The organism is Streptomyces bicolor (genome assembly GCF_000719285.1).
In the GTDB taxonomy this organism is placed as follows: domain Bacteria; phylum Actinomycetota; class Actinomycetes; order Streptomycetales; family Streptomycetaceae; genus Streptomyces; species Streptomyces bicolor.
Window position 1 is genome coordinate 202,262 of the sequence record NZ_JOFS01000006.1, and the last position, 25,566, is coordinate 227,827.

25 protein-coding genes are annotated in these 25,566 nt (G+C 72.2%); 21 read left to right on the forward strand and 4 right to left on the reverse strand.

Annotation, left to right across the window (positions count from 1 at the left end):
- Nucleotides 1–176 precede the first annotated feature (176 nt).
- The 10 genes from IF78_RS0109785 (at nt 177) to kynU (ending at nt 10,559) form a co-directional block, all read left to right on the forward strand.
- Nucleotides 177–725, forward strand: a complete 549-nt coding sequence (locus IF78_RS0109785) for a DUF2617 family protein (protein ID WP_031482806.1) — start codon at nt 177–179, stop codon at nt 723–725.
- A gap of 81 nt (nt 726–806) precedes the next feature.
- A complete protein-coding gene (locus tag IF78_RS0109790) occupies nt 807–2,450 on the forward strand; it encodes a polyamine aminopropyltransferase (protein WP_031482804.1) in 1,644 nt (547 codons plus the stop codon).
- A gap of 135 nt (nt 2,451–2,585) precedes the next feature.
- Nucleotides 2,586–3,551 (forward strand): SRPBCC domain-containing protein, encoded by a 966-nt coding sequence (locus IF78_RS0109795; RefSeq protein WP_031482802.1) that lies wholly within the window; start codon nt 2,586–2,588, stop codon nt 3,549–3,551.
- Nucleotides 3,552–3,656: 105 nt separating this feature from the next.
- Nucleotides 3,657–4,454, forward strand: a complete 798-nt coding sequence (locus IF78_RS0109800) for an aldose epimerase family protein (RefSeq protein ID WP_031482801.1) — start codon at nt 3,657–3,659, stop codon at nt 4,452–4,454.
- A 22-nt stretch (nt 4,455–4,476) separates the two neighbouring features.
- A complete protein-coding gene (pyrE, locus tag IF78_RS0109805; RefSeq protein WP_031482799.1) occupies nt 4,477–5,025 on the forward strand; it encodes an orotate phosphoribosyltransferase in 549 nt (182 codons plus the stop codon).
- A gap of 136 nt (nt 5,026–5,161) precedes the next feature.
- The gene (fbaA, locus tag IF78_RS0109810) at nt 5,162–6,184 is read left to right on the forward strand and encodes a class II fructose-bisphosphate aldolase (protein ID WP_031482797.1); all 1,023 of its coding nucleotides are present in this window, start codon (nt 5,162–5,164) and stop codon (nt 6,182–6,184) included.
- A 59-nt stretch (nt 6,185–6,243) separates the two neighbouring features.
- Complete coding sequence (locus tag IF78_RS0109815) at nt 6,244–7,707, forward strand: MFS transporter (RefSeq protein ID WP_031482794.1); 1,464 nt, start codon at nt 6,244–6,246, stop codon at nt 7,705–7,707.
- 242 nt (nt 7,708–7,949) lie between these two features.
- Entirely contained in the window at nt 7,950–8,363 is a 414-nt protein-coding gene (locus IF78_RS0109820; protein WP_031482793.1) for a DUF3151 domain-containing protein, read from the forward strand.
- Between the two features lie 158 nt (nt 8,364–8,521).
- Complete coding sequence (locus IF78_RS0109825; protein WP_031482792.1) at nt 8,522–9,382, forward strand: tryptophan 2,3-dioxygenase family protein; 861 nt, start codon at nt 8,522–8,524, stop codon at nt 9,380–9,382.
- Nucleotides 9,375–10,559: a kynureninase gene (kynU, locus tag IF78_RS0109830; protein WP_031482791.1), complete on the forward strand. Its 1,185-nt coding sequence runs from the start codon at nt 9,375–9,377 to the stop codon at nt 10,557–10,559. The genes IF78_RS0109825 and kynU overlap by 8 nt, the downstream gene beginning before the upstream one ends.
- Before the next feature lie 15 nt (nt 10,560–10,574).
- Here kynU and IF78_RS0109835 read toward each other — a convergent pair whose 3' ends face one another.
- Nucleotides 10,575–11,177, reverse strand: coding sequence for a TetR/AcrR family transcriptional regulator (locus IF78_RS0109835; protein WP_031482790.1), 603 nt, complete (start codon nt 11,175–11,177; stop codon nt 10,575–10,577).
- Between the two features lie 211 nt (nt 11,178–11,388).
- On the opposite strand from IF78_RS0109835, the gene IF78_RS0109840 reads away from it, so the two are divergent.
- The 10 genes from IF78_RS0109840 (at nt 11,389) to IF78_RS0109885 (ending at nt 21,501) form a co-directional block, all read left to right on the forward strand.
- On the forward strand, nt 11,389–12,360 hold the full coding sequence (locus IF78_RS0109840) for an alpha/beta hydrolase (RefSeq protein ID WP_031482789.1): 972 nt from the start codon (nt 11,389–11,391) through the stop codon (nt 12,358–12,360).
- 182 nt (nt 12,361–12,542) lie between these two features.
- Entirely contained in the window at nt 12,543–13,616 is a 1,074-nt protein-coding gene (locus IF78_RS0109845) for an alpha/beta hydrolase (protein WP_078662367.1), read from the forward strand.
- Complete coding sequence (locus IF78_RS0109850; protein WP_078662368.1) at nt 13,609–14,871, forward strand: acyltransferase family protein; 1,263 nt, start codon at nt 13,609–13,611, stop codon at nt 14,869–14,871. Before IF78_RS0109845 ends, IF78_RS0109850 begins: the two co-directional genes overlap by 8 nt.
- A 31-nt stretch (nt 14,872–14,902) precedes the next feature.
- Nucleotides 14,903–16,246 (forward strand): sensor histidine kinase, encoded by a 1,344-nt coding sequence (locus IF78_RS0109855; RefSeq protein WP_051827632.1) that lies wholly within the window; start codon nt 14,903–14,905, stop codon nt 16,244–16,246.
- Between the two features lie 16 nt (nt 16,247–16,262).
- On the forward strand, nt 16,263–16,937 hold the full coding sequence (locus IF78_RS0109860) for a response regulator (RefSeq protein ID WP_031482782.1): 675 nt from the start codon (nt 16,263–16,265) through the stop codon (nt 16,935–16,937).
- A 138-nt stretch (nt 16,938–17,075) separates the two neighbouring features.
- On the forward strand, nt 17,076–18,413 hold the full coding sequence (locus IF78_RS0109865; protein WP_031482780.1) for a sensor histidine kinase: 1,338 nt from the start codon (nt 17,076–17,078) through the stop codon (nt 18,411–18,413).
- Complete coding sequence (locus IF78_RS0109870) at nt 18,410–19,075, forward strand: response regulator (RefSeq protein ID WP_031482778.1); 666 nt, start codon at nt 18,410–18,412, stop codon at nt 19,073–19,075. Before IF78_RS0109865 ends, IF78_RS0109870 begins: the two co-directional genes overlap by 4 nt.
- A gap of 27 nt (nt 19,076–19,102) precedes the next feature.
- On the forward strand, nt 19,103–19,537 hold the full coding sequence (locus IF78_RS0109875) for a VOC family protein (protein WP_031482776.1): 435 nt from the start codon (nt 19,103–19,105) through the stop codon (nt 19,535–19,537).
- Between the two features lie 53 nt (nt 19,538–19,590).
- Nucleotides 19,591–20,811, forward strand: a complete 1,221-nt coding sequence (locus IF78_RS0109880; RefSeq protein WP_031482774.1) for a cytochrome P450 — start codon at nt 19,591–19,593, stop codon at nt 20,809–20,811.
- An 87-nt stretch (nt 20,812–20,898) separates the two neighbouring features.
- Nucleotides 20,899–21,501: a Uma2 family endonuclease gene (locus IF78_RS0109885; protein ID WP_031482771.1), complete on the forward strand. Its 603-nt coding sequence runs from the start codon at nt 20,899–20,901 to the stop codon at nt 21,499–21,501.
- A gap of 6 nt (nt 21,502–21,507) precedes the next feature.
- On the opposite strand, the gene IF78_RS0109890 is transcribed toward IF78_RS0109885, so the two are convergent.
- Together IF78_RS0109890 and IF78_RS0109895 are read right to left on the reverse strand one after the other, a co-directional pair.
- Nucleotides 21,508–23,124, reverse strand: a complete 1,617-nt coding sequence (locus tag IF78_RS0109890; RefSeq protein ID WP_031482769.1) for an ABC transporter permease — start codon at nt 23,122–23,124, stop codon at nt 21,508–21,510.
- On the reverse strand, nt 23,121–24,047 hold the full coding sequence (locus tag IF78_RS0109895) for an ABC transporter ATP-binding protein (RefSeq protein WP_031482767.1): 927 nt from the start codon (nt 24,045–24,047) through the stop codon (nt 23,121–23,123). Before IF78_RS0109895 ends, IF78_RS0109890 begins: the two co-directional genes overlap by 4 nt.
- A gap of 73 nt (nt 24,048–24,120) precedes the next feature.
- On the opposite strand from IF78_RS0109895, the gene IF78_RS0109900 reads away from it, so the two are divergent.
- Nucleotides 24,121–24,615 carry a GbsR/MarR family transcriptional regulator gene (locus tag IF78_RS0109900; RefSeq protein ID WP_031482765.1) on the forward strand — a complete coding sequence of 165 codons (495 nt, stop codon included), beginning with the start codon at nt 24,121–24,123 and terminating at the stop codon, nt 24,613–24,615.
- Between the two features lie 88 nt (nt 24,616–24,703).
- Here the strand turns inward: IF78_RS0109900 and IF78_RS0109905 are convergent, their stop codons facing one another.
- The gene (locus IF78_RS0109905; protein WP_031482762.1) at nt 24,704–25,564 is read right to left on the reverse strand and encodes a diacylglycerol kinase family protein; all 861 of its coding nucleotides are present in this window, start codon (nt 25,562–25,564) and stop codon (nt 24,704–24,706) included.
- Nucleotides 25,565–25,566: the final 2 nt, after the last annotated feature.

The following is a 25,566-nucleotide window of genomic DNA, read 5'->3' on the forward strand; positions in this document are numbered from 1 at the left end:
GCTGTGGCGGCGCCACAGTTCATGATTCAGTAACTTTCACCAACGCAGCCCCTCGGACGTCCCCCGGGCACCCCTTCTGACCGGCCGACTGGACTGACCGGGCCGGCTTCCCGGTGTCGGCCGGGGTGCGCCGGAGACCGACACCTCCCTTTCTTGCGTGCTTGCGGAGCCGACCCATGCTCACGACCCTGAACACCGCCTACACCGACACGCGCGCGGCCGACCTCGCCTGGGCCCTGGGGCGGGAGCCGCTGCCCGCGCTGGCCACGCTGGACCTCGAACTGACCGGTACGAAGCTTCAGTTGCGCCTGCTCGGCGCGTCCCACCAGGTGCTTGTGGAGGAGGAGCGGGGCGTCTGTTCGGAGACCGTGGCCTGTATGCCCGGCAGCAGCACTCCGCTTCCGCTCGGGGTCGCCAAGCGGGCCGGTGACTGGGAGTACGAGTTCGCGGCCCGGGTGGAGATCCTGTCGCCGGGTCAGTTCGCGGGCCGTGCCCAGGAGTTGCTGGCCCTGGTCGCCGACCACCCGCACGGCCTCGCAGGCGTGTTCCCCGGCAGCCCGCACGCGTTCACCGCGATGCTCGCCCAGCACCACGAGGGGCAGGTGCACTGGCGGACATGGCACGCGTACCCGCAGGACGGGCAGTTGGTGGCCACGCGGACGCGGGTCGGCGTCCGGGTGCCGGCGGCACGGACAGGCCCGTCCGGGGGTGGCAGTCCCCACTGACGGCGACACAAACGTCCCCTGCCTCAACAACACACGTGTGGGTGACGCTGCGTGCCCCAGGCGTAACGTACCGTCGGCAGCGTGATCGAGCCGCACGCCCCCGCCCCACCCGGCACGACGCCGCCCTGGGGCGGCAGCGCGCGGCTGCCGGTGCGGCCGGGCACCGGACGGTTCCTGGTTCTCGCCTGCGTGTTCGTCTGCGCCGCGTGCGGACTCGTGTACGAACTCGAACTCGTCGCCCTCGCTTCGTACTTGATCGGCGACTCGGTCACCCAGGCCTCCGTCGTCCTCTCCGTCATGGTCTTCGCGATGGGTATCGGCTCCCTCGTCGCCAAGCGCCTACGCCCGCTCGCCGCCGCCGGCTTCGGTGCCATCGAGGCCGTCCTCGCCCTGGTCGGCGGCTGCAGCGCGCTCGCCCTGTACGCCGTCTTCGCCTGGACCGGCGACTGGGGCGGCATGTGGGCCGACGGCCCCCGCTACCTCCTCGTCGCCTTCTCCCTCACCATCGGCCTGCTCATCGGCGCCGAGGTGCCGCTGCTGATGGAGCTGATCCAGCGCATCCGCCGCCAGGACGCGGGCGGCGCGGTGGCCGACCTGTTCGCGGCGGACTACGTCGGCGCACTCGTCGGCGGCCTAGCCTTCCCCTTTCTCCTCCTCCCCCTGCTGGGCCAGTTGACCGCGGCCCTGATCACCGGCGCGGTCAACGCGGTGGCGGGCGGTGCGCTGGTCCTCGGGCTGTTCGGGGGCGACCTCACCCGCCGTGCCCGCTGGCTCCTGCTGATCGCCAACGTCACCGTGCTCGGCGTGCTCGCCGCCGCCGCCGTACTCGTCGACGACTTCGAACGGGCGGCACGGCACGCGGTGTACGGGAGGGACGTACGGGTGGCGCTGCAGACGGACGTCCAGGAGGTCGTCATCACCGGCGGCACGCACGGCCGCCCGCTCGGCCTCTTCCTCGACGGCCGCCTCCGGGTCAGCGGCCACGACGCGCGCCGCTACCACGAGGCGCTGGTCCACCCCGCGATGAACGGCGAGCACTCGCGTGTGCTGATCCTCGGCGGCGGGGACGGGCTGGCGGCGCGCGAAGTGCTGCGCCATCCCGGGGTGCACCGGGTCGACGTCGTCGAAGTCGACGCGGGGGTGGTGCGGTTGGCGCGGCACGACCCGCCCCTCTCCCGGCTCAACGGGCACGCGTACGACGACACGCGCGTCCACGTCATGACCGGCGACGCCTTCCGCTGGCTGCGGGCGGCGCCGCCGGCGACGTACGACGTAGTGATCTCGGACCTGCCCGACCCCGGCATCACGGCCAGCACGAAGCTGTACTCGCAGGAGTTCTACGGCCTCGCCCGCCGCGTCCTGACCCCGCGCGGCCGCCTCGCGGTGCACGCCGGGCCGGTCGCCTCCCGCCCCCGTGTCTTCTGGACGGTCGACACGACCCTGCGCGCCGCGGGCCTGCGCACCGCCCCGTACCGCGTCCCCGGCCACGACTCCGGCTTCGCCTCGGGCCCGGACCGCACAGCGGGCCCGACCCGGGCACCGCACGACTGGGGCTACATCCTGGCGAGCCAGAGCAACCGGCCGATGCTGCGGCTGGGGGAGGGGCAGGGGGCGCCGCGGCTGGAGACGTTGACGCGGGAGGGGCTGCTGGCGGCTGAGCGGGCGGCGGAAAGGACGCGGGTCTGGGGAGCGGGGGCTTCGACGTTGGTGCACCCGCGGTATTGACGGGGTGAGGAGGGGCGAGGGGTCGGGGGAGAGTCGTGGAGGGGGCGGTGAGGATACGCCCGGTGAGCGGGTGGGTGGGGCGAATCCTGGGATGCAGGGGTGCGTTTCGCGCCTTGCTGGGTAGGCTCGGTGACCATGGAGCATGAGGTGTTCGTTCCGGTTGTGGCCGAGCGGCTCAGGGAGGTCCTGGCCGACCCGGCGCGGGTCGCCCGGGCGGTTCCCGGGCTCCAGCAGGACGCCGGTGCCGAGCCCGTGACCGGTCGGCTGAAGGTGCGGATCGGCGGGCACACCATCACGTACCGGGGATTCGTACGGCTCTCCGAGCGCGAGGACGGCTCGTACGCCGCCGAGGGCGACGCGACCGAGGCGCGCGGGACCGGTTCGGTGAAGCTCGCGCTCACGCTGCGGCTGGTGGATGCGGAGGGCGGCTCCGCCGTGCGGTTCGAGGGGACGGCCTCGGCGGACGGGCGGGTCTCGGAATTGCCGGCGGACGCGGTCGGGGCGGCGGTGACGAGGCTGCTGAGCCGGTTCGCGGAGAACCTGGGGAGTGCGGCGGGGGAGGAGCGGTCGGAGCCGGAGCCGGAGCCGTCGTCGGAGGCGGCGCGGGATTCGGGGCGGGGCGGGGACGGTGACGTCGGCGAGGGTGACGTCGCGGTGGATGCCGTGGAGGAGGCCCTTGCGCCCGGGGAGTTCGAGCCGCGGGTGACCAGTGAGTTCGAGACGACGCCGGATGCCGACGACGCGCCTGCGCCTGCGCCGGGGCCCGGGGACGGTTTTGATGCCGAGGTGCCGCCGTCTTCGCAGGAGCCTGTCGCCGACGAGGGTGAGAGCCGGGGCGGGGGCACGGGCGAGGGCGAGAGTCGGCGTGAGGGTGATGGTGGGGGCACGCCGCCCGTTGCCGAGGCGGCGCATGCTCGGCGGACGATGATCGGGCGTAGTGCGGAGGAAGTGGATCATGCGCCGCCGCGGGGGCGGTATGCGCCGGTTCCTGCGCCGCAGACGGTCGCGCCGAACTCCACGTTGCGGTGGGCGGCTCCGGCGGCGGCGGTGGTGTTGGCGTCGGCGATCGTGGTGGGGCGGATGCTGCGGCGGCGTCGGTGAGTGGGCCTCGTCCTCAAACTCCCCCAGAGGGGCACCCCCAGACGGGCTGAGAGGCGTTGGTGTGGACCACTTCAGGCCCCTTGATCACCCCAGTAGGGTCGTCCCGTGAGTAACGATGACATCACGCTGACCGCGGGTGACGCGGAGGTGGACGTGCTGCCGGGGAACGGCGGGCGGGTCGGGGGGCTGCGCGTCGGGGGGACGGAGTTGTTGCGGCAGGGGGAGCGGTTCGGGTGTTTCCCGATGGTTCCCTGGTGCGGGCGGATCCGGGACGGCCGGTTCCTCGACGGGGCCGTCGTGCGGCAGATGCCGCTCAACGCCCCGCCGAACGCCATCCACGGCACCGCACGGGACGGCGCCTGGCGCGTCGCCCGCGTCGCCGACGGCGAGGCCGTCATCACGTACGACCTGGTCGAGCCGTGGCCCTACCCCGGTCGCGTCACCCAGGTCGTCGCGCTCACCCCGGACAGCCTCAGCCTCACCATGTCCGTCGAGACGTACGAGGCTTCCTTCCCGGCCCAGATCGGCTGGCACCCCTGGTTCAACCGCAACCTCGGCGGCGAGGGCGCCCAGGACGTCCGGCTCGACTTCAGCCCCGCCTGGCAGGAGGAGCGCGGGGACGATCACCTTCCCACCGGCAACCGTGTCGAGCCGAAGCCCGGGCCCTGGGACGACTGCTTCGGCATGCCCGGTGGCGTCGACGTCACCCTCACCTGGCCGGGGCAGCTGGAGCTGAAGGTGAGCAGCCGGGAGGAATGGGTCGTCGTGTACGACGAGCAGGAGGCCGCCGTGTGCGTCGAGCCGCAGACCGGGCCGCCCAACGGGCTGAACACCCTGCCCCGGCTGGTCACGCCGCTGGAGCCGCTGGAGGCGACCACCGTCTGGAGCTGGCGGCGGCTGTGAGCGGGGCCCTTAAGCTGGCCGCATGACTGACGTACGTGGCGAGCTGCTGCAGCAGATCAAGGACAAGGCCGTGGTGCACGGCAAGGTGACCCTGTCGTCGGGTCTCGAGGCGGACTACTACGTCGACCTTCGGCGGATCACCCTCGACGGGGAGGCCGCCCCGCTGGTCGGGCAGGTGCTGCTCGACCTGACCGCGGAGCTGGAGTTCGACGCGGTGGGCGGGCTGACCATGGGCGCCGACCCCGTCGCCGCCGCCATGCTGCACGCCGCCGCCGCGCGCGGGAAGCGGCTGGACGCCTTCGTCGTACGGAAGGCCGCCAAGGCGCACGGCCTGCAGCGGCGGGTCGAGGGGCCGGACATCAAGGGGCGGCGCGTGCTCGTCGTCGAGGACACCTCCACCACCGGCGGCTCGCCGCTCACCGCCGTCGAGGCCGTGCGTGAGGCGGGAGCCGAGGTCGTCGCCGTCGCGACCATCGTCGACCGCGCCACCGGCGCCGCCGAGAAGATCCAGGAGGGTGCGGGCGTGCCGTACCTGTTCGCGTACTCCAAGGACGAGCTCGGTCTGGACTGACAGGCGCTCGGAGCATCCCGGTTCGTCTGGAAAGATGGGGCCGACGACGACGTCACACCCCCCAAGGTCTAGGTCAGGGCCGTAAGAAGAACGCCGTACGCAGTACGTCAACCCGCACACTCCAAGGAGCGGACAGATGCCCATCGCAACCCCCGAGGTCTACAACGAGATGCTCGACCGGGCGAAGGCAGGCAAGTTCGCCTACCCGGCCATCAACGTGACCTCCTCCCAGACCCTGCACGCGGCCCTGCGCGGTTTCGCGGAGGCGGAGAGCGACGGCATCATCCAGATCTCCACGGGTGGCGCCGAGTTCCTGGGCGGTCAGCACAGCAAGGACATGGTCACCGGCGCGGTCGCCCTGGCCGAGTTCGCGCACATCGTCGCCAAGAAGTACGACATCACCGTCGCCCTGCACACGGACCACTGCCCGAAGGACAAGCTCGACGGGTACGTACGTCCGCTGCTCGCCGTCTCCGAGGAGCGCGTCGCGCGCGGTGAGAACCCGCTGTTCCAGTCCCACATGTGGGACGGGTCGGCCGAGACGCTCGCCGACAACCTGTCCATCGCGCAGGAGCTGCTGGAGCGCGCCCGCGCCGCCAAGATCATCCTCGAGGTCGAGATCACCCCGACCGGCGGCGAGGAGGACGGCGTCTCGCACGAGATCAACGACTCGCTGTACACGACCGTCGACGACGCGATTCGTACCGCTGAGGCCCTCGGCCTGGGTGAGAAGGGGCGCTACCTGCTCGCCGCCTCCTTCGGCAACGTCCACGGTGTGTACAAGCCGGGCAACGTCGTGCTGCGCCCCGAGCTGCTGAAGGAGCTGAACGAAGGCGTCGCCGCCAAGTTCGGCAAGCCCTCGCCGTTCGACTTCGTCTTCCACGGCGGTTCCGGCTCCACCGAGGACGAGATCGCGACCGCGCTGGACAACGGCGTCGTCAAGATGAACATCGACACCGACACGCAGTACGCCTTCACGCGTCCGGTCGCCGACCACATGTTCAAGAACTACGACGGTGTGCTCAAGGTCGACGGTGAGGTCGGGTCGAAGAAGACCTACGACCCCCGCACCTGGGGCAAGCTCGCCGAGGCGTCGATGGCCAAGCGTGTGATCGAGGCCTGCTCCCACCTGCGTTCGGCGGGTACGAAGATCAAGTAACCCCGCGTTCCGCGACGAGCCCGGTGCTACGGCACCGGGCTCGTTGTATACCTGGGAGCATGCCCGACGTCCGGCTGGCCTCACCGCAGGGCAAGTGGATCCTGCTCACCACCATCCTCGGTTCCAGCATGGCGATGCTGGACTCGACCGTCGTCAACGTCGCCCTCCCGCGCATCGGCGAGGACCTCGACACCGACCTCGCCGCACTCCAGTGGACGGTCAACGCGTACATGCTCACGCTGGCCGGGCTGATCCTGCTGGGCGGTTCGCTGGGGGACCGGTACGGGCGGCGCCGGATCTTCGTCATCGGGGTCGTGTGGTTCGCCGTCGCCTCACTGCTGTGCGGGCTCGCCCCGAACGCCGGGGTGCTCATCGCCGCCCGGGCCCTGCAGGGCATCGGCGGGGCGCTGCTCACGCCGGGCTCGCTCGCCCTCATCCAGGCGTCCTTCCATCCCGACGACCGGGGGCGCGCGGTCGGCCTGTGGTCGGGGTTCGGGGGCATCGGCGCGGCGGTCGGACCGTTCCTGGGCGGCTGGCTGGTGGACGGGCCGGGCTGGCGCTGGGTGTTCCTCCTCAACGTCCCGCTGGCGCTGCTGTGCGCCCCGATCGCCGTACGGCATGTCCCCGAGTCGGGGGACGGGACCAAGCACGGCCGCTTCGACGTGCTCGGCGCGGCCCTCGGAGCCCTGTCCCTGGCGCTGGTGACGTACGCGCTGATCGAGGCCGGGGAGGCCTCGCCGGTCGTGGCGCTCACGGCGGTCGCGGGCGTGGCGGCGGGGGTCGCCTTCGTGGTGGTCGAGAAGCGGCGGCCTGACCCGATGATGCCGCTCGACATCTTCGCGTCCCGCCAGTTCACGGCGGTCAATCTCGTCACCGTGTGCGTGTACGCGGCCCTCGGTGGCTTCTTCTTCCTCGCCGTGATCCAGCTCCAGGTCGTCTCCGGCTACTCGGCCCTCGGCGCCGGTACGGCGCTGCTGCCGACGACCCTCCTGATGCTGCTGCTCTCCGCCCGCTCCGGCGCCCTGGCCGACCGCATCGGCCCGCGCATCCCGCTCACCGTCGGGCCCCTGCTGTGCGCGGCCGGCATGCTGCTGATGCTGCGGGTCGGGCCGGACGCCTCCTACTTCGCCGACGTACTGCCCGCCGTCCTCGTCCTCGGCCTCGGCCTGGTCACCCTGGTGGCCCCACTGACCGCCACCGTCCTCGCGTCGGTGGACGTCTCGCGGGCGGGCCTGGCCAGCGGCATCAACAACGCGGCGGCCCGCGCGGCCGGGCTGGTCGCGGTGGCCGCGCTGCCGGTGCTGACCGGGATGGGCCAGGAGGCGTACCGCTCCCCGGGCGCCTTCGACGAGGCCTTCGACCAGGCGATGGCCCTGTGCGCGGCCGTACTCGTGGCGGGCGCGGTCCTCGCCTTCGCGACCGTACGACGCCTGCCCCCCGACTGCACCCGCCCCGAGTGCCGTACGCATGGCGGGGTGGTGGCGCCGCCGCTGGAGGGGGCCCGCAGCAGGCGGCGGCTGTAGGCGGACGGTGGCGGAGCGCCCCGTTCAGCCCGTCTGGGGGTGCCCCCTCTGGGGGAGTCTGAGGACGAGGCCCTTTCGGGGCCGAAGCGGGGGTCTGGGGGCGGCAGCCCCCAGGACGGGCCGGGGTCGAAGGGCAGCGCCCCTGGGGTACGGGACGGGTAAGGGCGGCGGGGGCGAGAACCCGGCGGGCACCGAACGGCACCCCGGCCTGCCGTACCCGCGCCATGGGCCAGACTGAACCCATGGCCATTCACGAAAACCTCCTCGGGGGCCCGCCCCCGACCCACCTCCCCGACGACCCCGGGCCGCGTGAGCTGCTCGCCGGCGGCACCGCCCCCGCGGACGTCGCCGCGAAGTACCCGACCTCCTCGCTGGCCTGGGCCCAGCTGGCCGACGACGCGTTCGAGCGGGGCAGCGTCGTGGAGTCGTACGCCTATGCCCGTACGGGCTACCACCGCGGCCTGGACGCCCTGCGCCGCAACGGCTGGAAGGGCCACGGCCCGGTCCCGTGGGAGCACGAGCCGAACCGCGGCTTCCTGCGCGCCCTGCACGCCCTCGCCCGCGCCGCCGGAGAGATCGGCGAGCAGGAGGAGTACGAGCGCTGCACGCAGTTCCTGAAGGACTCCTCACCGACGGCGGCCCAGACCCTGGGGTAGGCCGACCGCGCCATCTGTTGTCAGGGCCCGCCGGGCAGTGTGACCGGGCGGGCCTTGCGATGTCCCGGGGCGATGGCTGAGGATGCCGGGTGGGGACCGGGGCCCCTTTGCCGATAACGGCAGGGCGGACCGCTACCCGGAGTTACCAGGAGACAGCAATGTCCCAGCAGGCTCACAGGTCCGTGGAGGCATCCGCGGAGACTTCGGAGCCCGAGACCCCGAATCTCGACTTCGCCGGCACGACGCCCTACGAGGACTACGTCAAGGCGGACGTGCTCACCCACCTCCAGCACACCCTCTCCGACGATCCCGGAGAGATGGTCTTCCTGGTCACGACCCAGGTGATGGAGCTGTGGTTCACCGTCATCGTCCACGAGTGGGAGACCGCGGCCCGCGCCCTGCGCGAGGACCGGCCGGGCGTGGCGATCGACGCACTGAAGCGTTCCGTACGGGAACTGGAGGCCCTGAACGCCTCCTGGAAGCCCCTCGGCCAGCTCACGCCGGCCCAGTTCAACGCGTACCGCAGCGCCCTCGGCGAGGGTTCCGGCTTCCAGTCGGCGATGTACCGACGGATGGAGTTCCTGCTCGCCGAGAAGTCCGCGTCCATGCTGGTCCCGCACCGTGGCGCACCGCGCGTCCACGCGGAACTGGAGAAGGCGCTGCACGAGCCGAGCCTGTACGACGAGGTGCTGCGGTTCCTCGCCCGGCGCGGCTGCGACATCCCCGAGGCCGTGCTCAAGCGCGACGTCTCGCAGCGCTACGAGCCGTCGGACGCGGTCGAGGCCGCCTGGACCGCGATCTACGCGGGCGACCAGAACGCCGAACTCGCCCGCCTCGGCGAGGCGCTGACCGATGTCGCTGAGCTGGTGTGGCGCTGGCGCAACGACCACCTGGTCGCCACTCGGCGCGCCATGGGAGCCAAGGCCGGTACGGGCGGTTCGGCCGGGGTGGCCTGGCTGGAGAAGCGGGCGCGCAAGAACGTCTTCCCTGAGCTGTGGACGGCGAGGTCCCATGTCTGAGCTGGTCACGAGGGCGGGCGCGCTCGATGCCGCCGACGAACTGGCCGGGACCCGCAAGCAGTTCGTACTCGACGAGGTCGTGTACCTCGACGGCAACTCCCTGGGGGCCCTGCCCGCAGGCGTCCCCGGCCGCGTCGAGGACGTGGTGCGCCGGCAGTGGGGCGAGCTGCGGATCCGCTCCTGGGAGGAGAGCGGCTGGTGGACCGCGCCCGAGCGCATCGGCGACCGGATCGCCCCGCTGGTCGGGGCGGCGCCCGGCCAGATCGTGGTCGGTGACTCGACAAGTGTCAATGTTTTCAAGGCGCTTGTGGCGGCCGTACGGATGGCGGGGGGCGACCGAGACGAGATCCTCGTCGACGCGACCACCTTCCCCACCGACGGGTACATCGCCGGGTCGGCGGCCCGGATGACCGGCCGTACGCTGCGACCGGTGCTGCCCGCCGAGGTGCCGGGCGCGCTGAGCGACCGTACCGCCGCCGTCCTGCTCAACCACGTCGACTACCGCACCGGCCGGCTGCACGACCTGCCGTCCCTGACCGCCGCCGTGCACACGGCGGGCGCGCTCGCCGTCTGGGACCTGTGCCACAGCGCGGGCGCGCTGCCGGTCGGGCTGGACGAGCACGGCGTGGACCTGGCCGTCGGCTGCACCTACAAGTACCTGAACGGCGGCCCCGGCTCACCGGCGTACCTGTATGTGCGGCGGGATCTCCAGGACCGCTTCGACTCCCCGCTGCCCGGCTGGAACTCGCACGCCGAGCCCTTCGGCATGCGCGGCGACTTCGAACCGGCGGCGGGCGCGCTGCGCGGTCGCGTCGGAACGCCGGACATCCTCTCCATGCTCGCCCTGGAGGCGGCGCTGGAGGTCTGGGAGGGCGTGTCGATCGAGGCGGTGCGGGCGAAGTCCCTCGCGCTGACGGACTTCTTCCTGGAGTGCGTCGGGGCGTATGCGGGGGAGGGGCGCGTGGAGTCGTTGACGCCGGTGGCGCATGCGGAGCGCGGCAGCCAGGTGGCGTTGCGGTGCGAGGACGCCGGGGACGTGATGAAGCGGCTCATCGAGCGAGGCGTCGTCGGCGACTTCCGGCATCCGGATGTGCTGCGGTTCGGTTTCACGCCGCTTTATGTGGGGTTCGCGGATGTGGAGCGGGCGGCGCGGGTGCTGGCCGAGGTGCTGCGCTGACCACGGCCGCCGGTCCTAGGTGACGTACACCCCCGCCGCGGCAGCGGCATGCGCGGCCCGTGCCGCGCGCTCCGCGGCGGGGGCGTCCGGGATCGTCCCGGTCGTCAGCAACTCGTAGTAGAGGGGCGCCGACACCGCCCGTACGACCGCCTCCGCGTCCGTGCCGGCGGGCAACTCGCCCCTCGTCACGCCCTGTTCCACGCACGGCGCCCACTCCGTCACCCGCACCTCGTAGAACCGCCGCAGCGCCTGCGCCGTACGTTCGTCGCAGGTCGCCGCCGCGATGACGGCGCGGAACAGCGCGCCCTGCCGGGGATCGGCCAACGTTCGCCGCACCAGTTCCGCGTTGGCCAGCAGATCCCCGAGCACGGACCCGGTCTCCTCACGGGGCAGCGACTGCTCGGCCATCTCGGCGAGCAGGTCGGCCACCAGCCCCGTCACCGAGCCCCACCGCCGGTACACGGTCGTCTTGCCGACCTCCGCGCGGCGGGCGACGTCGGCGAGGTCGAGGCCGTCGAAACCCTGCTCCGCAAGCACATCCCCGGCCGCCCGCAGCACGGCCGCACGGACACGCGCGGTGCGCCCTCCGGGACGTACGGTGCCGGGTTCGGCGGACATATCGGCCTCCTTGGTGCGCATACGATGCGCGATGAGATCTTCGATGCCAGCGTAACGAAACAGCAGAACCGTTTAACCCTCACCGAGCGTGACATCCCCATGTCGACGCACGTCACCGGCCTGGTACCGTCCCCGCCAACGGCCGAATCCCCACCCTGGTCCGCCACCCCCGCCACCGTCCAAATCCTTTATGTCGCTGAGAGGTTGGAGCATGCCGGACGACGTCGCAGCAGCCCGGGCCGCCGCAGAGGAGGAGTCGGCCTTCTCGCACCCGCCCGTCGACCCCGACGCCATCGCCTCGTACGGCGGCCATCCCGACCAGGTGATCGACTTCTACGCGCCGCGCGGCGAGGCCGGTCCGGGCGGCCAGGCCCCGCTGGTCGTCCTGCTGCACGGCGGGGCGTGGCGGGCGCCGTACGACCGGCGGCATGTCACCCCGCTCGCGGACTTCCTGGCGCGGCGGGGGTTCGCCGTGGCCAATGTGGAGTATCGGCGTGGGGCGGAGGTCGTAGGGGCGACGGGGGCCGCGGGGGGCGTGGAGGGTGCGAGTGCCGCGGGGGTGGCGAGGGCCGTGCAAGGTGTGGGGGGCCCGGCGGGTTCGGGTGCGGGCGGTGGTCCGGTCGCCGGACGCTGGCCGGAGACCTTCGACGACGTCGCCGCCGCCCTGGACGCGCTGCCCGCGCTGGTGCGGGAGGCGCTCCCGCAGGCCGACCCGCGCCGGACCGTGCTCGCCGGGCACTCGGCCGGCGGCCACCTGGCCCTCTGGGCGGCGGCCCGCCATTGCCTGCCCGCGGACGCCCCCTGGCGCACCGACCGGCCCGCGCCCCTGCGGGGTGTGGTCGCCCTGGCCCCGATCGCCGACTTCACGGTCGCCGACAAGCTGGACGTCTGCGGGGGAGCGGCGCGGCAACTCCTGGGCGGCGCGGTGGAGTTCGCCGAACGTCGGCCGTACGCCGACCCCGCGCTCCTGCTCCCGACCGGCATCGCCACGACCCTGGTCCAGGGCCGCACGGACGACGTGGTTCCGCAGGCCGTCGCCGAGTCGTACGCGGACGCGGCGGCGAAGGCGGGGGAGGTCGTCGGGCTGACGCTGCTGGAGGACGTCGGGCACTTTCCGCTGATCGATCCGGCGGCGGACGCATGTGCGGTGGTGGTGGAGGAGATCGCGCAGTTGGCGTGGTGAGCTCTGTTGCGGGGCTGCCCTCTCATACCCGTAGTAGTTGTGGGGCTGCCCTCTCATACCCGTAATACCTGAGAGCTACCTCGCAGGTGAGCTCCCTGGCGTGACGCGGACGACGAGTCCCGATCCGTAATTTCCCAACCAGACAAGCCCGGTGGCCGGGCGGACTGGAAGGGAAGACGACCATGGGGCGTACGACGGGGGCAGCGGAGGCGAGCGCGTCGGGCGAGGCATGGGACCTGCGTACGGCGCGGAGTGCGAGTGAGCCGAAGGAGCCGGCCCGCGCTCGCGGTGCTCACCGCACCGCCCGTTGGCGCCGAGTCCTCCTCGCCTCCCTGATCACCGGCGCCGTCGTCGTCCCGCTGTCCGGCGCCGCGCGCCCCGAGATCCCCGCCCCGGCCCCGGCCGCCCTCGCCGCTCCGGTGACGGCGGCGACGCTGGACGCGACGTACGCGGCCAACCGTGCCAACGCCGCCGAGGCGTCCCGGATGGCCGAGGCCCACGGCAACCGGGAACGGGCCGCCGCGGACCGCGCGATGGCCGACCCGTCCCGCCACTTCCTCACCTTCGACGGGCGCGGCCCCGGCCTCGCGACGGAGGTCTTCGGCGACCTGGCCCATGCCGACCGTGTCGCGGTCCTGGTCCCGGGTTCCGACACGTCCATCGACACGTACGACCGGTTCCGCGACGGTGCGAGGGCCCTGTACGAGCGGCTCAGCCGGGAATCCCCGCAGGGCACCCGCACGGCCGTCGTGGCCTGGCTCGGCTACGAGACACCGGCCACGGTCAGCACCACGGTCGCGACGGCGGGCAGAGCGCAGGAAGCGGCCCCGGAACTGCGGGAGTTCATCCGGCAGCTGCGTGCCGTCACCGGCCAGGAGGCCCACGTCTCCCTCCTGTGCCACTCCTACGGCTCGGTGGTCTGCGGCCGCGCCGCCTCCCACCTGGACGTGGACGACATCGCGCTGGTCGGCAGCCCCGGCACCGGCGCGGACACCGCCGCGGCGCTGCACACCCCGGCCCGCGTCTGGGCGGCCCGCGGTGGTGACGACTGGGTCGCGGAGGTCCCGCACATCAAGGTCGACCTGTTCGGCACCACCGTGGGCTTCGGCACCGACCCGGTGTCCCCGTCCTTCGGCGCCCGGGTCTTCGCGGCGGGCGGCGGCGGCCACAGCGACTACTTCAGGCCGGGCTCGACGTCCCTGGCCAACCTGACCCGCATCGTCCTGGGCGAGACCTCGGAGGTGTCCCATGGCTGACTCCCCGACCGTGACGGGGGTCCCCCCGCTCGAGCGAAGCCGAGAGCGGGGGAGGCTGCGGGGCGCGTGGAAGGGCATACGGCGGGGGGCCGTCCGTGTCGAAGCCGCCACGCCCGCCGAGAGGGACCGGGCGGTCGACGCCCTGCGGGCCTTCGCCATCCTCGGCGTGGTCCTCGGCCACTGGCTGGTCACGGCCCTGGTGGCGGACGGCGAGGGCCTGCACACGGCGAGCCCGCTGCGGCACATGCCCTGGCTGGCCCCGATCTCCTGGGTCTTCCAGACCCTCGCCGTTTTCTTCCTGGTCGGCGGTCACGTGGCAACGCGCGGCTACACATCGGCCCGAGCGCGGGGGACGACGTACGGACAGTGGCTGCGGTCCCGTCTGTCCCGCCTGTTCAAGCCGGTGGCGGCCGTCCTCACCCTGTGGACGGTGGCGTCGTTCCTGCTGCTCTTCTCGGGCACGGACACGGCCACGATCCACGCGCTGCTCAAACTGGCCCTGTCCCCGCTGTGGTTCCTGCTGGTCTTCGCGGCACTGACGGCGGCGACACCTCTCCTCCTGCGCCTCAACCCGCTCTGGCCGCTGGCCGTCGTCCTCCATGTGGACCTCCTCCGCTTCGGATTCGGCGCCCCCGCCTGGCTCGGCTGGGTGAACGTGGCGGCCGGCTGGCTGGTGCCGTACACCCTGGGCGCGGCCTGGACCCGGGGCGAGCTGGAGCGCCGCCGCGCGGGGTGGATCCTGCTGACGGCCGGCGCTGTCGGGACGGCCGCGCTGGTCGCCTGGGCCGGCTACCCGGCGTCGATGGTCGGCGTCCCGGGTGCCGGGATCTCCAACCTCAACCCGCCGACGCTGGCCGCGGTCACCTTCGGCCTGGCCCAGTGCGGCCTGGCCCTGCTCCTGCGCGAGCCGCTGCGCCGCGCGATGCGCCGCCCTGTGGCCTGGGCGGGGGTGGCCCTCGTCAACCTCTCCGCGATGACGATCTTCCTCTGGCATCAGACGGCCCTGATGGCGACCACGGCCACGCTCCTGCCGACCGGCCACCTCCCCGGCCTGCACACCCTCCCCGACGACCTCGGATGGGTGGCGGCCCGCCTGGCCTGGCTCCCCTTGTTCGCCCTGGCGCTGGCGCTCTGCTGGACGGCATTCCGCGGCTCCGAACAGGGTCCGCGCCGGCCGACCGGCCGCCGTTCCAGAGTCGTCCGGGCACAGCGGGTCTCCCTCGGCAGTGAAACGGAGGTACGCCACCATGCCTAGGGTTGGCGATGTGTCGGAGACGGGGGCGGGGATGGGGACGGAACCCGGGACCCAGCGCGCGTTCGCGAGCCGATCGCGGCGCTGGCTGCGGGTGCTGCGCGACGACCTGTGGACCGTCAGGGTGGACCCGCTGCCCCCGTCGGTGTGGTTGCGCTGGCTGCCGCACGGGGTGCTGTGCCTGGTGGCGACGCTCGGGATCACGCTCGGCGGCATGGCACAGCTCCAGGACAACGGAGCGCTGGCCTTCGGGATCGCCTTCCCGGTCGCGATCGCGCAGGGTGGCGCGCTGGTGCTCGCCCTGTGGCGGCCGATCCCGGCGTGGTGGCTGTCGATGGCGGCCGCCGTGATCGGGGCCCTCGTGGTGCGTCAACGGCTGCTGTCCGGTGACGCGCACGATTTCACCTGGCCGTGGACGTCGGCCGGGCTCATCGCGCACCTGCTCGTGCTGCTGCTGCTCGCCCTTCGGGTGCCCACCCGGGTGTCCGTCGAGGCACTGGCCCTGTCCGCGCTGGTCACCTACGTCCTTCAGGGCCTGATGGGCGCGCCGGGCTACCTGAGCACCGGGGTGCTCGCCGTCTCGCTGTTCGCGATCGCCGTGGTGCTCGGCATGGCGCTGCGCGGCCGCCGGGAAGCCCGTGCCGAACTCGGCCGGCAGACCACCATCACCGCTGAGGAGCGGGCCCGGCGCACCCTGCTGGAGGAGCGCAGCCGTATCGCCCGCGAACTGCACGACGTGGTCGCCCACCACATGTCGGTGATCTCCATCCAGGCCCAGGTGGCCCCGCACCTGGCGGAGAACCCCTCCGAGGAACTGCGGGCGAACCTCGCGGGCATCCGGCAGAACGCCCTGGACGCGCTCGCCGAACTGCGCCGGGTTCTCGGGGTCCTGCGCTCCGAGGATCCCGACAACCCGGAGGACCCGTACGGCCTCGGCGGGCCGGGCACCGGAGCCGCCCCCGACGCGCCTCAGCCCGGGCTCGACCGGCTCGACGCCCTCATCGAGAACACCCGTGCCGCCGGGCTGGACGTCGTCACCGACATAAGAGGCGAGGCCCACTCGTACCCCACGGGCGTGGAGCTGTCCGCGTACCGGATCATCCAGGAGGCGCTCAGCAACGCCCTGCGGTACGCGCCGGGCTCCGAGGTGCGCGTCGAGATCTCCCACGACTTCCACGGACTGCATCTCGGTGTCGTCAACTCCCGCCCGCAGCGCTCGGTTCCGCCGTCGGCGGGCGCGGGGCACGGCCTGCTCGGCATGCGCGAGCGGGCGGCGATGCTCGGCGGCCACCTCACCGCGGCCCCGACGCAGCACGGCGGCTTCGCGGTCTCGGCCTTCCTCCCCCGGGGCGACGCCCCGTCCGCTCCCCACCCCTGACAGGAGAACCGCCCCCATGACGAGCAGCCCCATCCGTGTACTCATCGCCGACGACCAGCAGATGGTCCGGCAGGGTTTCTCCGTGCTGCTCAACACCAAGCCCGACATCGACGTGATCGGGCAGGCGGTCGACGGCCTGGACGCGGTGGCGAAGGTCGCCGAACTCGCCCCCGACGTCGTGCTGATGGACATCCGCATGCCCGAGCTCGGCGGTATCGAGGCCACCCGCCGGATCACCGACGCGACACCGCACATCAAGGTGTTGGTGCTGACCACCTTCGACCTCGACGAGTACGTGTACGAGGCACTGCGCGCCGGTGCCTCGGGCTTCCTCCTCAAGGACGCCTCCGCCGACCAACTGGCCGAGGCGGTAAGGATCGTGGCCGCCGGGGACGCGCTCCTCGCGCCCGGCATCACACGCCGCCTGATCACCCAGTTCTCCCGCCTGGACAAACGGCCCCGCACCCCGCTCAAGGACCGGATCGGCGGTCTGACCGAGCGTGAGACGGAGGTCCTCGCCCTGATCGCGCAGGGCCTGTCGAACGCGGAGATCGCCGAGCGGCTGGTCGTGGCCGAGCAGACCGTGAAGACGCATGTGGGCCGGATCCTGGTGAAGCTGGGGCTGCGGGACCGGACGCAGGCGGCGGTGTTCGCGTACGAGTCGGGGCTGGTGCGGCCCTCCGGGTACTGAACGGCCGACGGACACGTCCCCGCGCGGCGGTGCGACCGGCACGACCAGCGGGGATACCCGTAGTACCTGAGACGGATCCGCGGGAACCCCTCTCACTGGGGACGACCGCGACACGGCTGTGCGCCTACCTTTCTGTACGTGACCGAGACGACTCAGACGCCGACCCCGCCGGGGGACGCGGCCAAGCAGCGCAGCCCCGAGTTCCGGCTGGCCGCGGACGCCCTGCAGGGGCTGCGGCAGGACCTGTTCCACGACGCCTTCGCCTACCGCCCGCTGCCGCGGATGAGTGTCGACGGCCCGCTGACCCGCCGGCTGCCGGACCGCCTGCGGGAGTACATTGCCTGGACACCGCACACCCTGATCTCCGCGGTCGCCCTGCTCGCCCTGCTCATGGCCTCCGTCGACAACGAGGGTGCGGCCGTGGTGCTCGGTCCGCTCGCCGCGCTTCCGATCCTGCTGACCATGATCCGGCCGGTCGGAGCGTTCTGGCTGTCCATGGCGGCCACCCCGCTCAGCCAGCTCTTCGCCAACTCCGTGGACGGCTACCCCTGGCAGCCCGCCAACTTCGCCTGCCATCTGACCGTGCTGACGGTCGTGGCCATACGCACCAGGCCGCGCACGGCCGGCTACATGTGGGCCGTCACCGCGGCGTACGGCTTCGTGGCGGACGTGATACTCGGCCCGAGTTACTACTACGGCGACGACACCGCCCCGTTTCTGGTCTTCTCGGCGCTGATCCTGCTCGTCGTCGCCATCTGGCACACCCGCAGGCAGGCCCGGCAGGAGGTGACCGCGCAGCAGACGGTGACCGAGCACGAGCGCTCCCGGCGCACCCTGCTGGAGGAGCGCACGAACATCGCCCGCGAGCTGCACGACGTGGTGGCCCACCACATGTCCGTGGTCGCCATCCAAGCCGAGGCCGCGCCCTACCGGGTGGAGAGCCCGCCGCCCGAGCTGGAGCGGGCCTTCGCCACCATCCGGGAGAACGCGGTGGCGGCCCTCACCGAACTGCGCCGCGTCCTGGGCGTCGTCCGCGCCGAGGACTACGAGGCCCCGGACGCCCCGCAGCCCACCCTCGCCGACCTGGACGCACTGCTGGCGAACGTGCGGGACGCGGGCCTGACCGTCGAGAAGGCGGTGACCGGGGCGGTGCGTGAACTGCCGCCCGGCGTGGAGCTGTCGGCGTACCGCATCGTGCAGGAGGCCCTGAGCAACACCCTGCGGCACGCGCCCGGCGCGAGCGCCCGCGTCGAGATCGGGTACGTCCTCGGCGGCCTCGGCCTGCGCATAGTCAACGGCCCGCCGCCCGCGCCGGCCCTGGTGAAGCCCTCGCCGGGCGCCGGGCACGGCATCACGGGCATGCGGGAGCGGGTCACCATGCTGAACGGCGAGATGACGGCGGCCCGCACCGACGACGGCGGCTATGAGGTGGCGGTGTTCCTGCCGGTCACCACGACCACTGAGGACGGCTCATGACCATCCGCGTGCTGATCGCGGACGACCAGATGATGGTGCGCGAGGGCTTCTCGGTCCTGCTGAACGCGATGCCGGACATCGAGGTCGTCGGCGAGGCGGTCAACGGCCGCGAGGCGGTGGAGCGGGTCCGTGAACTCGCCCCGGACGTCGTGCTGATGGACATCCGCATGCCCGAGCTGAACGGCATCGAGGCGACCCGGGAGATCGTGGCGGCCGACGGCTCCGCGAAGGTGCTGGTGCTCACCACGTTCGACCTCGACGAGTACGTGTACCAGGCGCTGCGCGCGGGAGCCTCCGGCTTCCTGCTGAAGGACGCCTCGGCACGCCAGCTCGCCGACGGGGTGAGGGTGGTGGCGGCCGGTGAGGCCCTCCTCGCCCCCTCCGTCACCCGGCGGCTGATCACGGAGTTCTCGAAGCTGTCCGACTCCCCGCGGCTGATGTCCTCCGCGCACGCGGCGTACGGGGAGCTGACCGAGCGGGAGACGGAGGTGCTGGTCCTGATCGCGCAGGGCCTGTCGAACGCGGAGATCGCCGAGCGGCTGGTGGTCGCCGAGTCGACGATCAAGACCCACGTCAGCCGGATCCTGGTGAAACTGGGGCTGCGGGACCGGACGCAGGCGGCGGTGTTCGCGTACGAGGCGCGGCTGGTCACGCCGGGCTGAGGGCCCTACGAGTCGTACGGTGGGGGAATGGAACAGCGCATCACTCTGATCACGCTGGGAGTCTCCGATCTGGCCCGCTCCAAGGCCTTCTACGAAGCCCTGGGCTGGCGGGGCCAGGAGGTCCAGGAGACCGTCTTCTTCCAGGCGGGCGGCCTGGGGCTGGTGCTGTGGGGTCGGGACAAGCTGGCGCGGGACTGCGGTCTGGAGCCCGGGCAGGCGGGCGGTTTCGGGGGGATCGTCCTCGCGCACAACGTGCGGTCCGAGGCGGAGGTCGACGCGCTGCTGGCGGCGGTGGAACGGGCCGGCGGAACCGTCACCAAGCCGGCGGCCGTGAACGAGATCGGCTTCTACTCCAGTGCCTTCACCGACCCCGACGGCCACGCCTGGGAGGTCGCCCACAATCCCGGGTTCCCGCTCGCCGAGGACGGCTCGGTCACGCTTCCCGACTTCGGCGCGGCCTAGGACGGGGCCTGGGCCCCTGGTCAGGAAGGGGGACGGCGGTCTAACGTCCGTGCATGGCAGCTCCTTCCGACCTCGCTTTCGACCCGTGGGACCAGGCGTTCCTGGCCGACCCCTACCCCGCGTACGCCGAACTGCGTGCCCGGGGCCGGGTGCACTGGTTCGAGCCCACGAACCAGTGGCTGGTGCCGCACCACGCGGACGTCTCGGCGCTGCTGCGCGACCGCCGGCTGGGCCGGACGTACCAGCACCGTTTCACCCACGAGGACTTCGGGCGGACCGCGCCCCCGCCGGAGCACGAGCCGTTCCACGTCCTCAACGACCACGGGATGCTCGACCTGGAGCCGCCGGACCACACCCGGATCCGCCGGCTGGTGTCGAAGGCGTTCACGCCGCGCACGGTGGAGCAGCTGAAGCCGTATGTGCGCGATCTGGCCGGGAGCCTGGTGGCGGCGCTGGTCGAGAAGGGCGGCGGTGACCTGCTGACGGACGTGGCGGAGCCGCTCCCCGTCGCGGTGATCGCCGAGATGCTGGGCATCCCGGAGGCGGACCGGGCGCAGTTGCGGCCCTGGTCGGCGGACATCTGCGGGATGTACGAGCTGAACCCGTCGCAGGAGACGGCGGCGAAGGCGGTGCGCGCGTCGGTGGAGTTCTCGGACTACCTCACCGAGCTGATCGCGGCCCGGCGCAAGCAGCCGGGGGACGACCTGATGTCCGGCCTGATCGCGGCGTACGACGAGGGTGACCGGCTCACCGAGCAAGAGATGATCTCGACGGCCGTCCTCCTCCTCAACGCCGGCCACGAGGCCACGGTGAACGCCACGGTCAACGGCTGGTGGGCCCTGTTCCGCAACCCCGGCCAGCTGGCCGCCCTGCGCGCCGACCACTCCCTGATCCCGTCCGCGATCGAGGAGCTGATGCGCTACGACACCCCGCTCCAGCTGTTCGAACGCTGGGTGCTGGACGAGATCGAGATCGACGGAACGGTGATCCCGAGGGGCGCGGAGATCGCCATGCTGTTCGGTTCCGCCAACCACGACCCCGAGGTCTTCGCGGACCCCGACCGCCTGGACCTCACCCGCAAGGAGAACCCGCACATCTCCTTCAGCGCCGGCATCCACTACTGCATCGGTGCTCCGCTGGCCCGGATCGAGCTGGCGGCGTCGATGACGGCTCTGCTGGAGCAGGCGCCGATGCTGCGGTTGGCGGCGGAGCCGGAGCGGAAGCCGAACTTTGTGATCCGGGGGTTGGAGGGGCTCAGCGTCGAGGTGGGGTGATCACTCGTTCGGATGATCGCCGAGCGAATCCGGTCGGTGTTCGAAAGCGACTCGCGAAGCTGGTGCGTGCCTGCGAAGGGAGGCACCATGACGGTTATGGCAGAGCGCGCGTTGCAGTCGCCCCAGATGTCGGTGGAAGAGTTCGAGAGGATCGCCGCGTTCGCGGCCAAGGAGACCGACGACGCCGTCAGGTTCGAGTTCATCAACGGGCGGATCGGGGTCAAGAAGGTGGCGGACGGCGACCACAACACCATCGTGCTGTGGCTGGCGCGGCGATGTATGCAGATGAGGCCGGATCTGGACCTCTACCAGACTCAGGGCCTCAGGGTGGAGAAGTACCGCGAGGGCCGGGCCCGTCCCGACGCGGTGCTCGTACCTGAGGGACACTTCGCCGGGCATGGCGAGTGGGCGGATCCGAGTGGAGTGCTTCTGGTCCTCGAAGTCACGTCGTACGACTCCGACACCGATCAGCGCGACCGGCAGGAGAAGCCAGTGGCATACGGTGCCGCGGGGATCCCCTTCTACCTGCTGATCGACCGCGACGCCTGTACGGTCAAGTTGTACAGCGCGCCGGACCCGGAGGTCGGCTACCGCGAGTTCCGTAAGGTCCCTTTCGGTGACACGCTTCTGTTGCCCGAGCCCCTCGGCATCGAACTCGACACCGAGAAGCTCAAGCAGTACGTCGACTGAGCCCCCTCATGTGGTCATGTCCCGCCGCCGCAGCCCTGCCAGGCCCGCGGCGGTGAGCACCACCGCCAGCCCCAGCAACACCACCACCGTTCCCCACTCCATTCCCCCACCCGGCAGCTTCGGCAGATGCCCGAACGGCGACAGATCCAGCACCGCCTGCGGAACATCGAGCGCGGGCCCCACCCACCCGATCAGCAGCACCGCCCCGGCCACGCCCCACGCCGCCATCGCCGCCCGCGGCAGCACCCCGTACAGCAGCACCGCCAGCCCGCCGACGACCCACACCGCCGGAAGCTGCACCAGGCAGGCGCCCAGGATCGGGCCCACCTGCTTGCCGTAACCGGCCGCGAAGCCAAGCCCCGCGAGCAGCATGATCAGCCCGGCCCCGGCGAAGGCGATCACCAGATGGCCCGCGGCCCAGCGCAGTCGGCCGACCGCGTTGGCCAGTACGGGCTCCGCCCGCATCGAGGTCTCCTCGCCGTGCAGCCGCAGGACCGACCCCACCACATACAGCGCGGCGATCAGGCCCATCATCCCGACCATCGACGCCAGGAACGCGTCCGTCAGACCCGACTGCCCGCCCATCCGCTGGAAGACCTCGCGGGCGTTCTCGTTGTCGCCGACCAGGTCGGCCACCCCGTCGGTCAGCCCGCCGTAGACGACCCCGGCGAGGAAGAAGCCGATGCTCCAGCCGAGCACGCTGCCGCGCTGCAGCCGCCAGGCCAGCGCGCCCGCCGTGCCGAGGCGGCCGAAGGCGGGGCCCGGCCGGGCGGGCAGGAAGCTCATTCCCACATCCCGGCGTCCGGCGAGTTCGTAGGCCACCACGCCCTGCACCAGAGCCGCCGCCGCGAACAGCAGCAGCACCCACCACCGCTCGTCCGCGAAGGCCCGCAGGTTCGACAGCCAGCCCAGCGGCGACACCCACGTCAGCGCCGAAGAGCCGTCGTCGCTCGCCGAGTCGCCCGCCGCCCGCAGCACGAACGCGGCACCCAGCAGCCCGGCCGTCAGCCCGCGCGCCAACCGCGCGCTCTCCGTGAACTGGGCGACGATCGCCGCCAGCGTGGCGAACGCCATGCCGACCCCGGCGAGACCGAGCCCGAACGCCAGTGCCCCGGCGGCGCCCTGTCCGGCCAGTCCGACCGTCACCAGCAGGGCCAGTACGGCGTTCGCGACCGCCGCCGTCAGCAACGCGGCCGTCAGCGAGGCCCGGCGCCCCACCATCCCGGACGCCACCAGCTCCTGGCGGCCGCTCTCCTCCTCGTCCCGGGTGTGCCGTACGACGAGGAGCAGGCTCACCACGGCCGCGAGGGCGCCCGCGTAGACGCCGACGCGCCAGGCCGTCAGGGCGCCGATCGAGTCGTCGAAGACGGGGCCGATCAGGGCGCGGAAGGAGGCGTTGGCCGCGGTGTCCCGTACGAGTTCGGCACGGTCGGCCGGGGAGCCGTACAGGTTCTCCAGCGTGTTCGGCATGGAGAGGATCATGAGCGCGTTGACGCCCACCCAGACCGGGATCATCAACCGGTCGCGGCGCAGTGCGAAGCGCAACAGCGTTGTGGTGCCCGCCAGTTGGCGGGTGCCTCCGGACCGTACGGCGAAGTCGGTCCTCGTGGCGGTGGCGGTCATCGTGCGGTCGCCCCCTCACGGACGTCGTCCTGGTAGTGCCGCAGGAACAGCTCCTCCAGCGTCGGCGGCGTCGACGTCAACGACCGCACACCGGACTCGCTCAGCGAGCGCAGTACGGCGTCCAGCTTGTCGGTGTCGACCTGGAGCCGGACGCGGTGGCCCTGACCCCTCTCCGTTGACTGAATGGCGAGGTCGTGGACGCCCGGAAGGTGCGACAGCCCGTTGGGCGGACCGGCGAGTTCGGCGGTGACGCTGGTCCGGGTCAGATGACGCAGGTCGGCGAGCGAACCGCTCTCGACGGTACGGCCCTTGCGGATGATGCTGACCCGGTCGCAGAGCTCCTCGACCTCGCTGAGGATGTGGGACGACAGCAGGATCGTCCTGCCCCTGTCCCGCTCCTCCTCCACACACCGCTGGAAGACCTCCTCCATCAGCGGGTCCAGGCCGGATGTCGGCTCGTCCAGGATCAGCAGGTCCACGTCCGAGGCGAACGCGGCGACCAGGGCGACCTTCTGCCGGTTGCCCTTGGAGTACGTGCGGCCCTTCTTCGTCGGGTCCAGCTCGAACCGCTCGATCAGCTCGGCCCGGCGCCGGGCGTCGAGGCCGCCGCGGAGACGGCCGTAGAGGTCGATGACCTCGCCGCCGGAGAGGTTCCGCCACAGCGTCACATCCCCCGGCACGTACGCGATCCGGCGGTGCACCTCCACCGCGTCCGCCCAGGGGTCGCGGCCCAGTACCTGCGCACCGCCCGAGTCGGCGCGCAGCAGGCCGAGCAGTACGCGGATGGTAGTGGACTTGCCGGCGCCGTTGGGGCCGAGGAATCCGTGGACCTCGCCGGCCTCGACGTCCAGGTCGAGCCCGTCGAGCGCGTGCGTCGTGCCGAACGACTTGTGCAGTCCGGAGACGGTGATGGCCTTCGTCATGCTTCAGAACGTACGCTTCTTTCAGAAATTTGTGAAGTTAAGGAAGCGTATGAAGCGCGGATAGGATGAGGTCATGACGGAAGCAGCTGGTGGTGGGCGGGACGCCGAGGCCGTGTCGAAGTTCGTCGAGTCCTTCGCGGCGCAGCTCGTCGAGGCCGGGATGCAGCGCATGGCCGCCCGGGTCTTCGCCGCGCTGCTCTCCTCCGACAAGGGCGTCATGACTTCCGCCGAACTGGGCGAACAGCTGCAGATCAGTCCCGCGGCGGTCTCCGGAGCGGTGCGCTACCTCGCCCAGACGCACATGGTGTCGCGCGAGCGGGAGCCCGGCTCGCGCCGGGAGCGCTACCGGGTGCACGGCGACCAGTGGTACGAGGCCCTGACCAACCGCGAGGCCGTCCTCAAGCGGTGGGAGGCGGCTCTGCGCGAGGGTGTCAGCAGCCTCGGCGCGGACACCCCGGCGGGGCGCCGCATGGCTGAGACGCTGGCCTTCTTCGAGTTCATCGAGCGGGAGGTCGCGGCGATGATGGAGCGGTGGCGGGCGCATCGGGAGGAGAGGTTCGGCAAGTGACAACCCCCGGACAAGGGTTACCAGGGCCGCTGCACCAAGCCGCTCGACACCGCCGGCTTCCAGGCCCCCGAGGGCGAGGCCCGACGGCTCACCCCACCACCGGCACCGTAAGCCCCCAAGCCCCCTCCCGAACTACCCACGTCCGCGTCCGCACCGGCCCCGACACCTCCGTGTCCGCCCGGTACCGGAAGTGCGCCCCCGACACCGTCACGGTCCGGCCCTCCACCCGCAGTGGCGTCGCCTCCGCCCCCACCGAAGCCGGCCGTACCTCCACCTCGGCCACGCCCGCGCCCCCCGGCGCCACCGACACCGCCTCCACCGGCTGGTCGAGGTCCACCAGCGTCGCCCCGTCGACCTCGACCCGCAGCCGCGCCGGTCCGGATCCGGCAGCGGAGGCGGCCCGCGCCGGGACCAGGGTCCGTACCAGCGACTGGCACGTCCGCAGCCACGGCCGCCCGGCGCCCGGCCCCACCGCGGTGGCACCCGCCGGCACGCCCGGCTCCCGCACCGGCGGAATGCCCAGTCCGCCCAGCACCACCCCGTCACTGTCGTCCACGAGCAGATCGAGCCGCCGCTCCACCCCCTCCAGGACCGCCCGGGCCGCCGCCACCGCCCCCGTCGGCACCCCGAGGGATCCGGCCAGCGACAGCGCACCCCCGACCGGCACCACCGACAGCACACATTCGGCCAGCTCCCGCTGCCGGTGCAGCAGGGTCACCGCACGCGTCAGTGCCCGGTCGTCGCCGACCACCACCGGCCGCCGCGACCCGCGCCGCGCCAGTGCCCGGGCGAACTCGTCGGGATCGTCCGGCAGGCACACTTTCGTCGCCGCACCCGCGCTGAGCACGTCTTTCGCGATCCTGACCGCCTCCCCGTCCGTCATCCGAGCGACCGGATCGATCACCACCAGCAGCTGGTCGGACATCGCGAAAGTCGCCACCTCGGCCATGC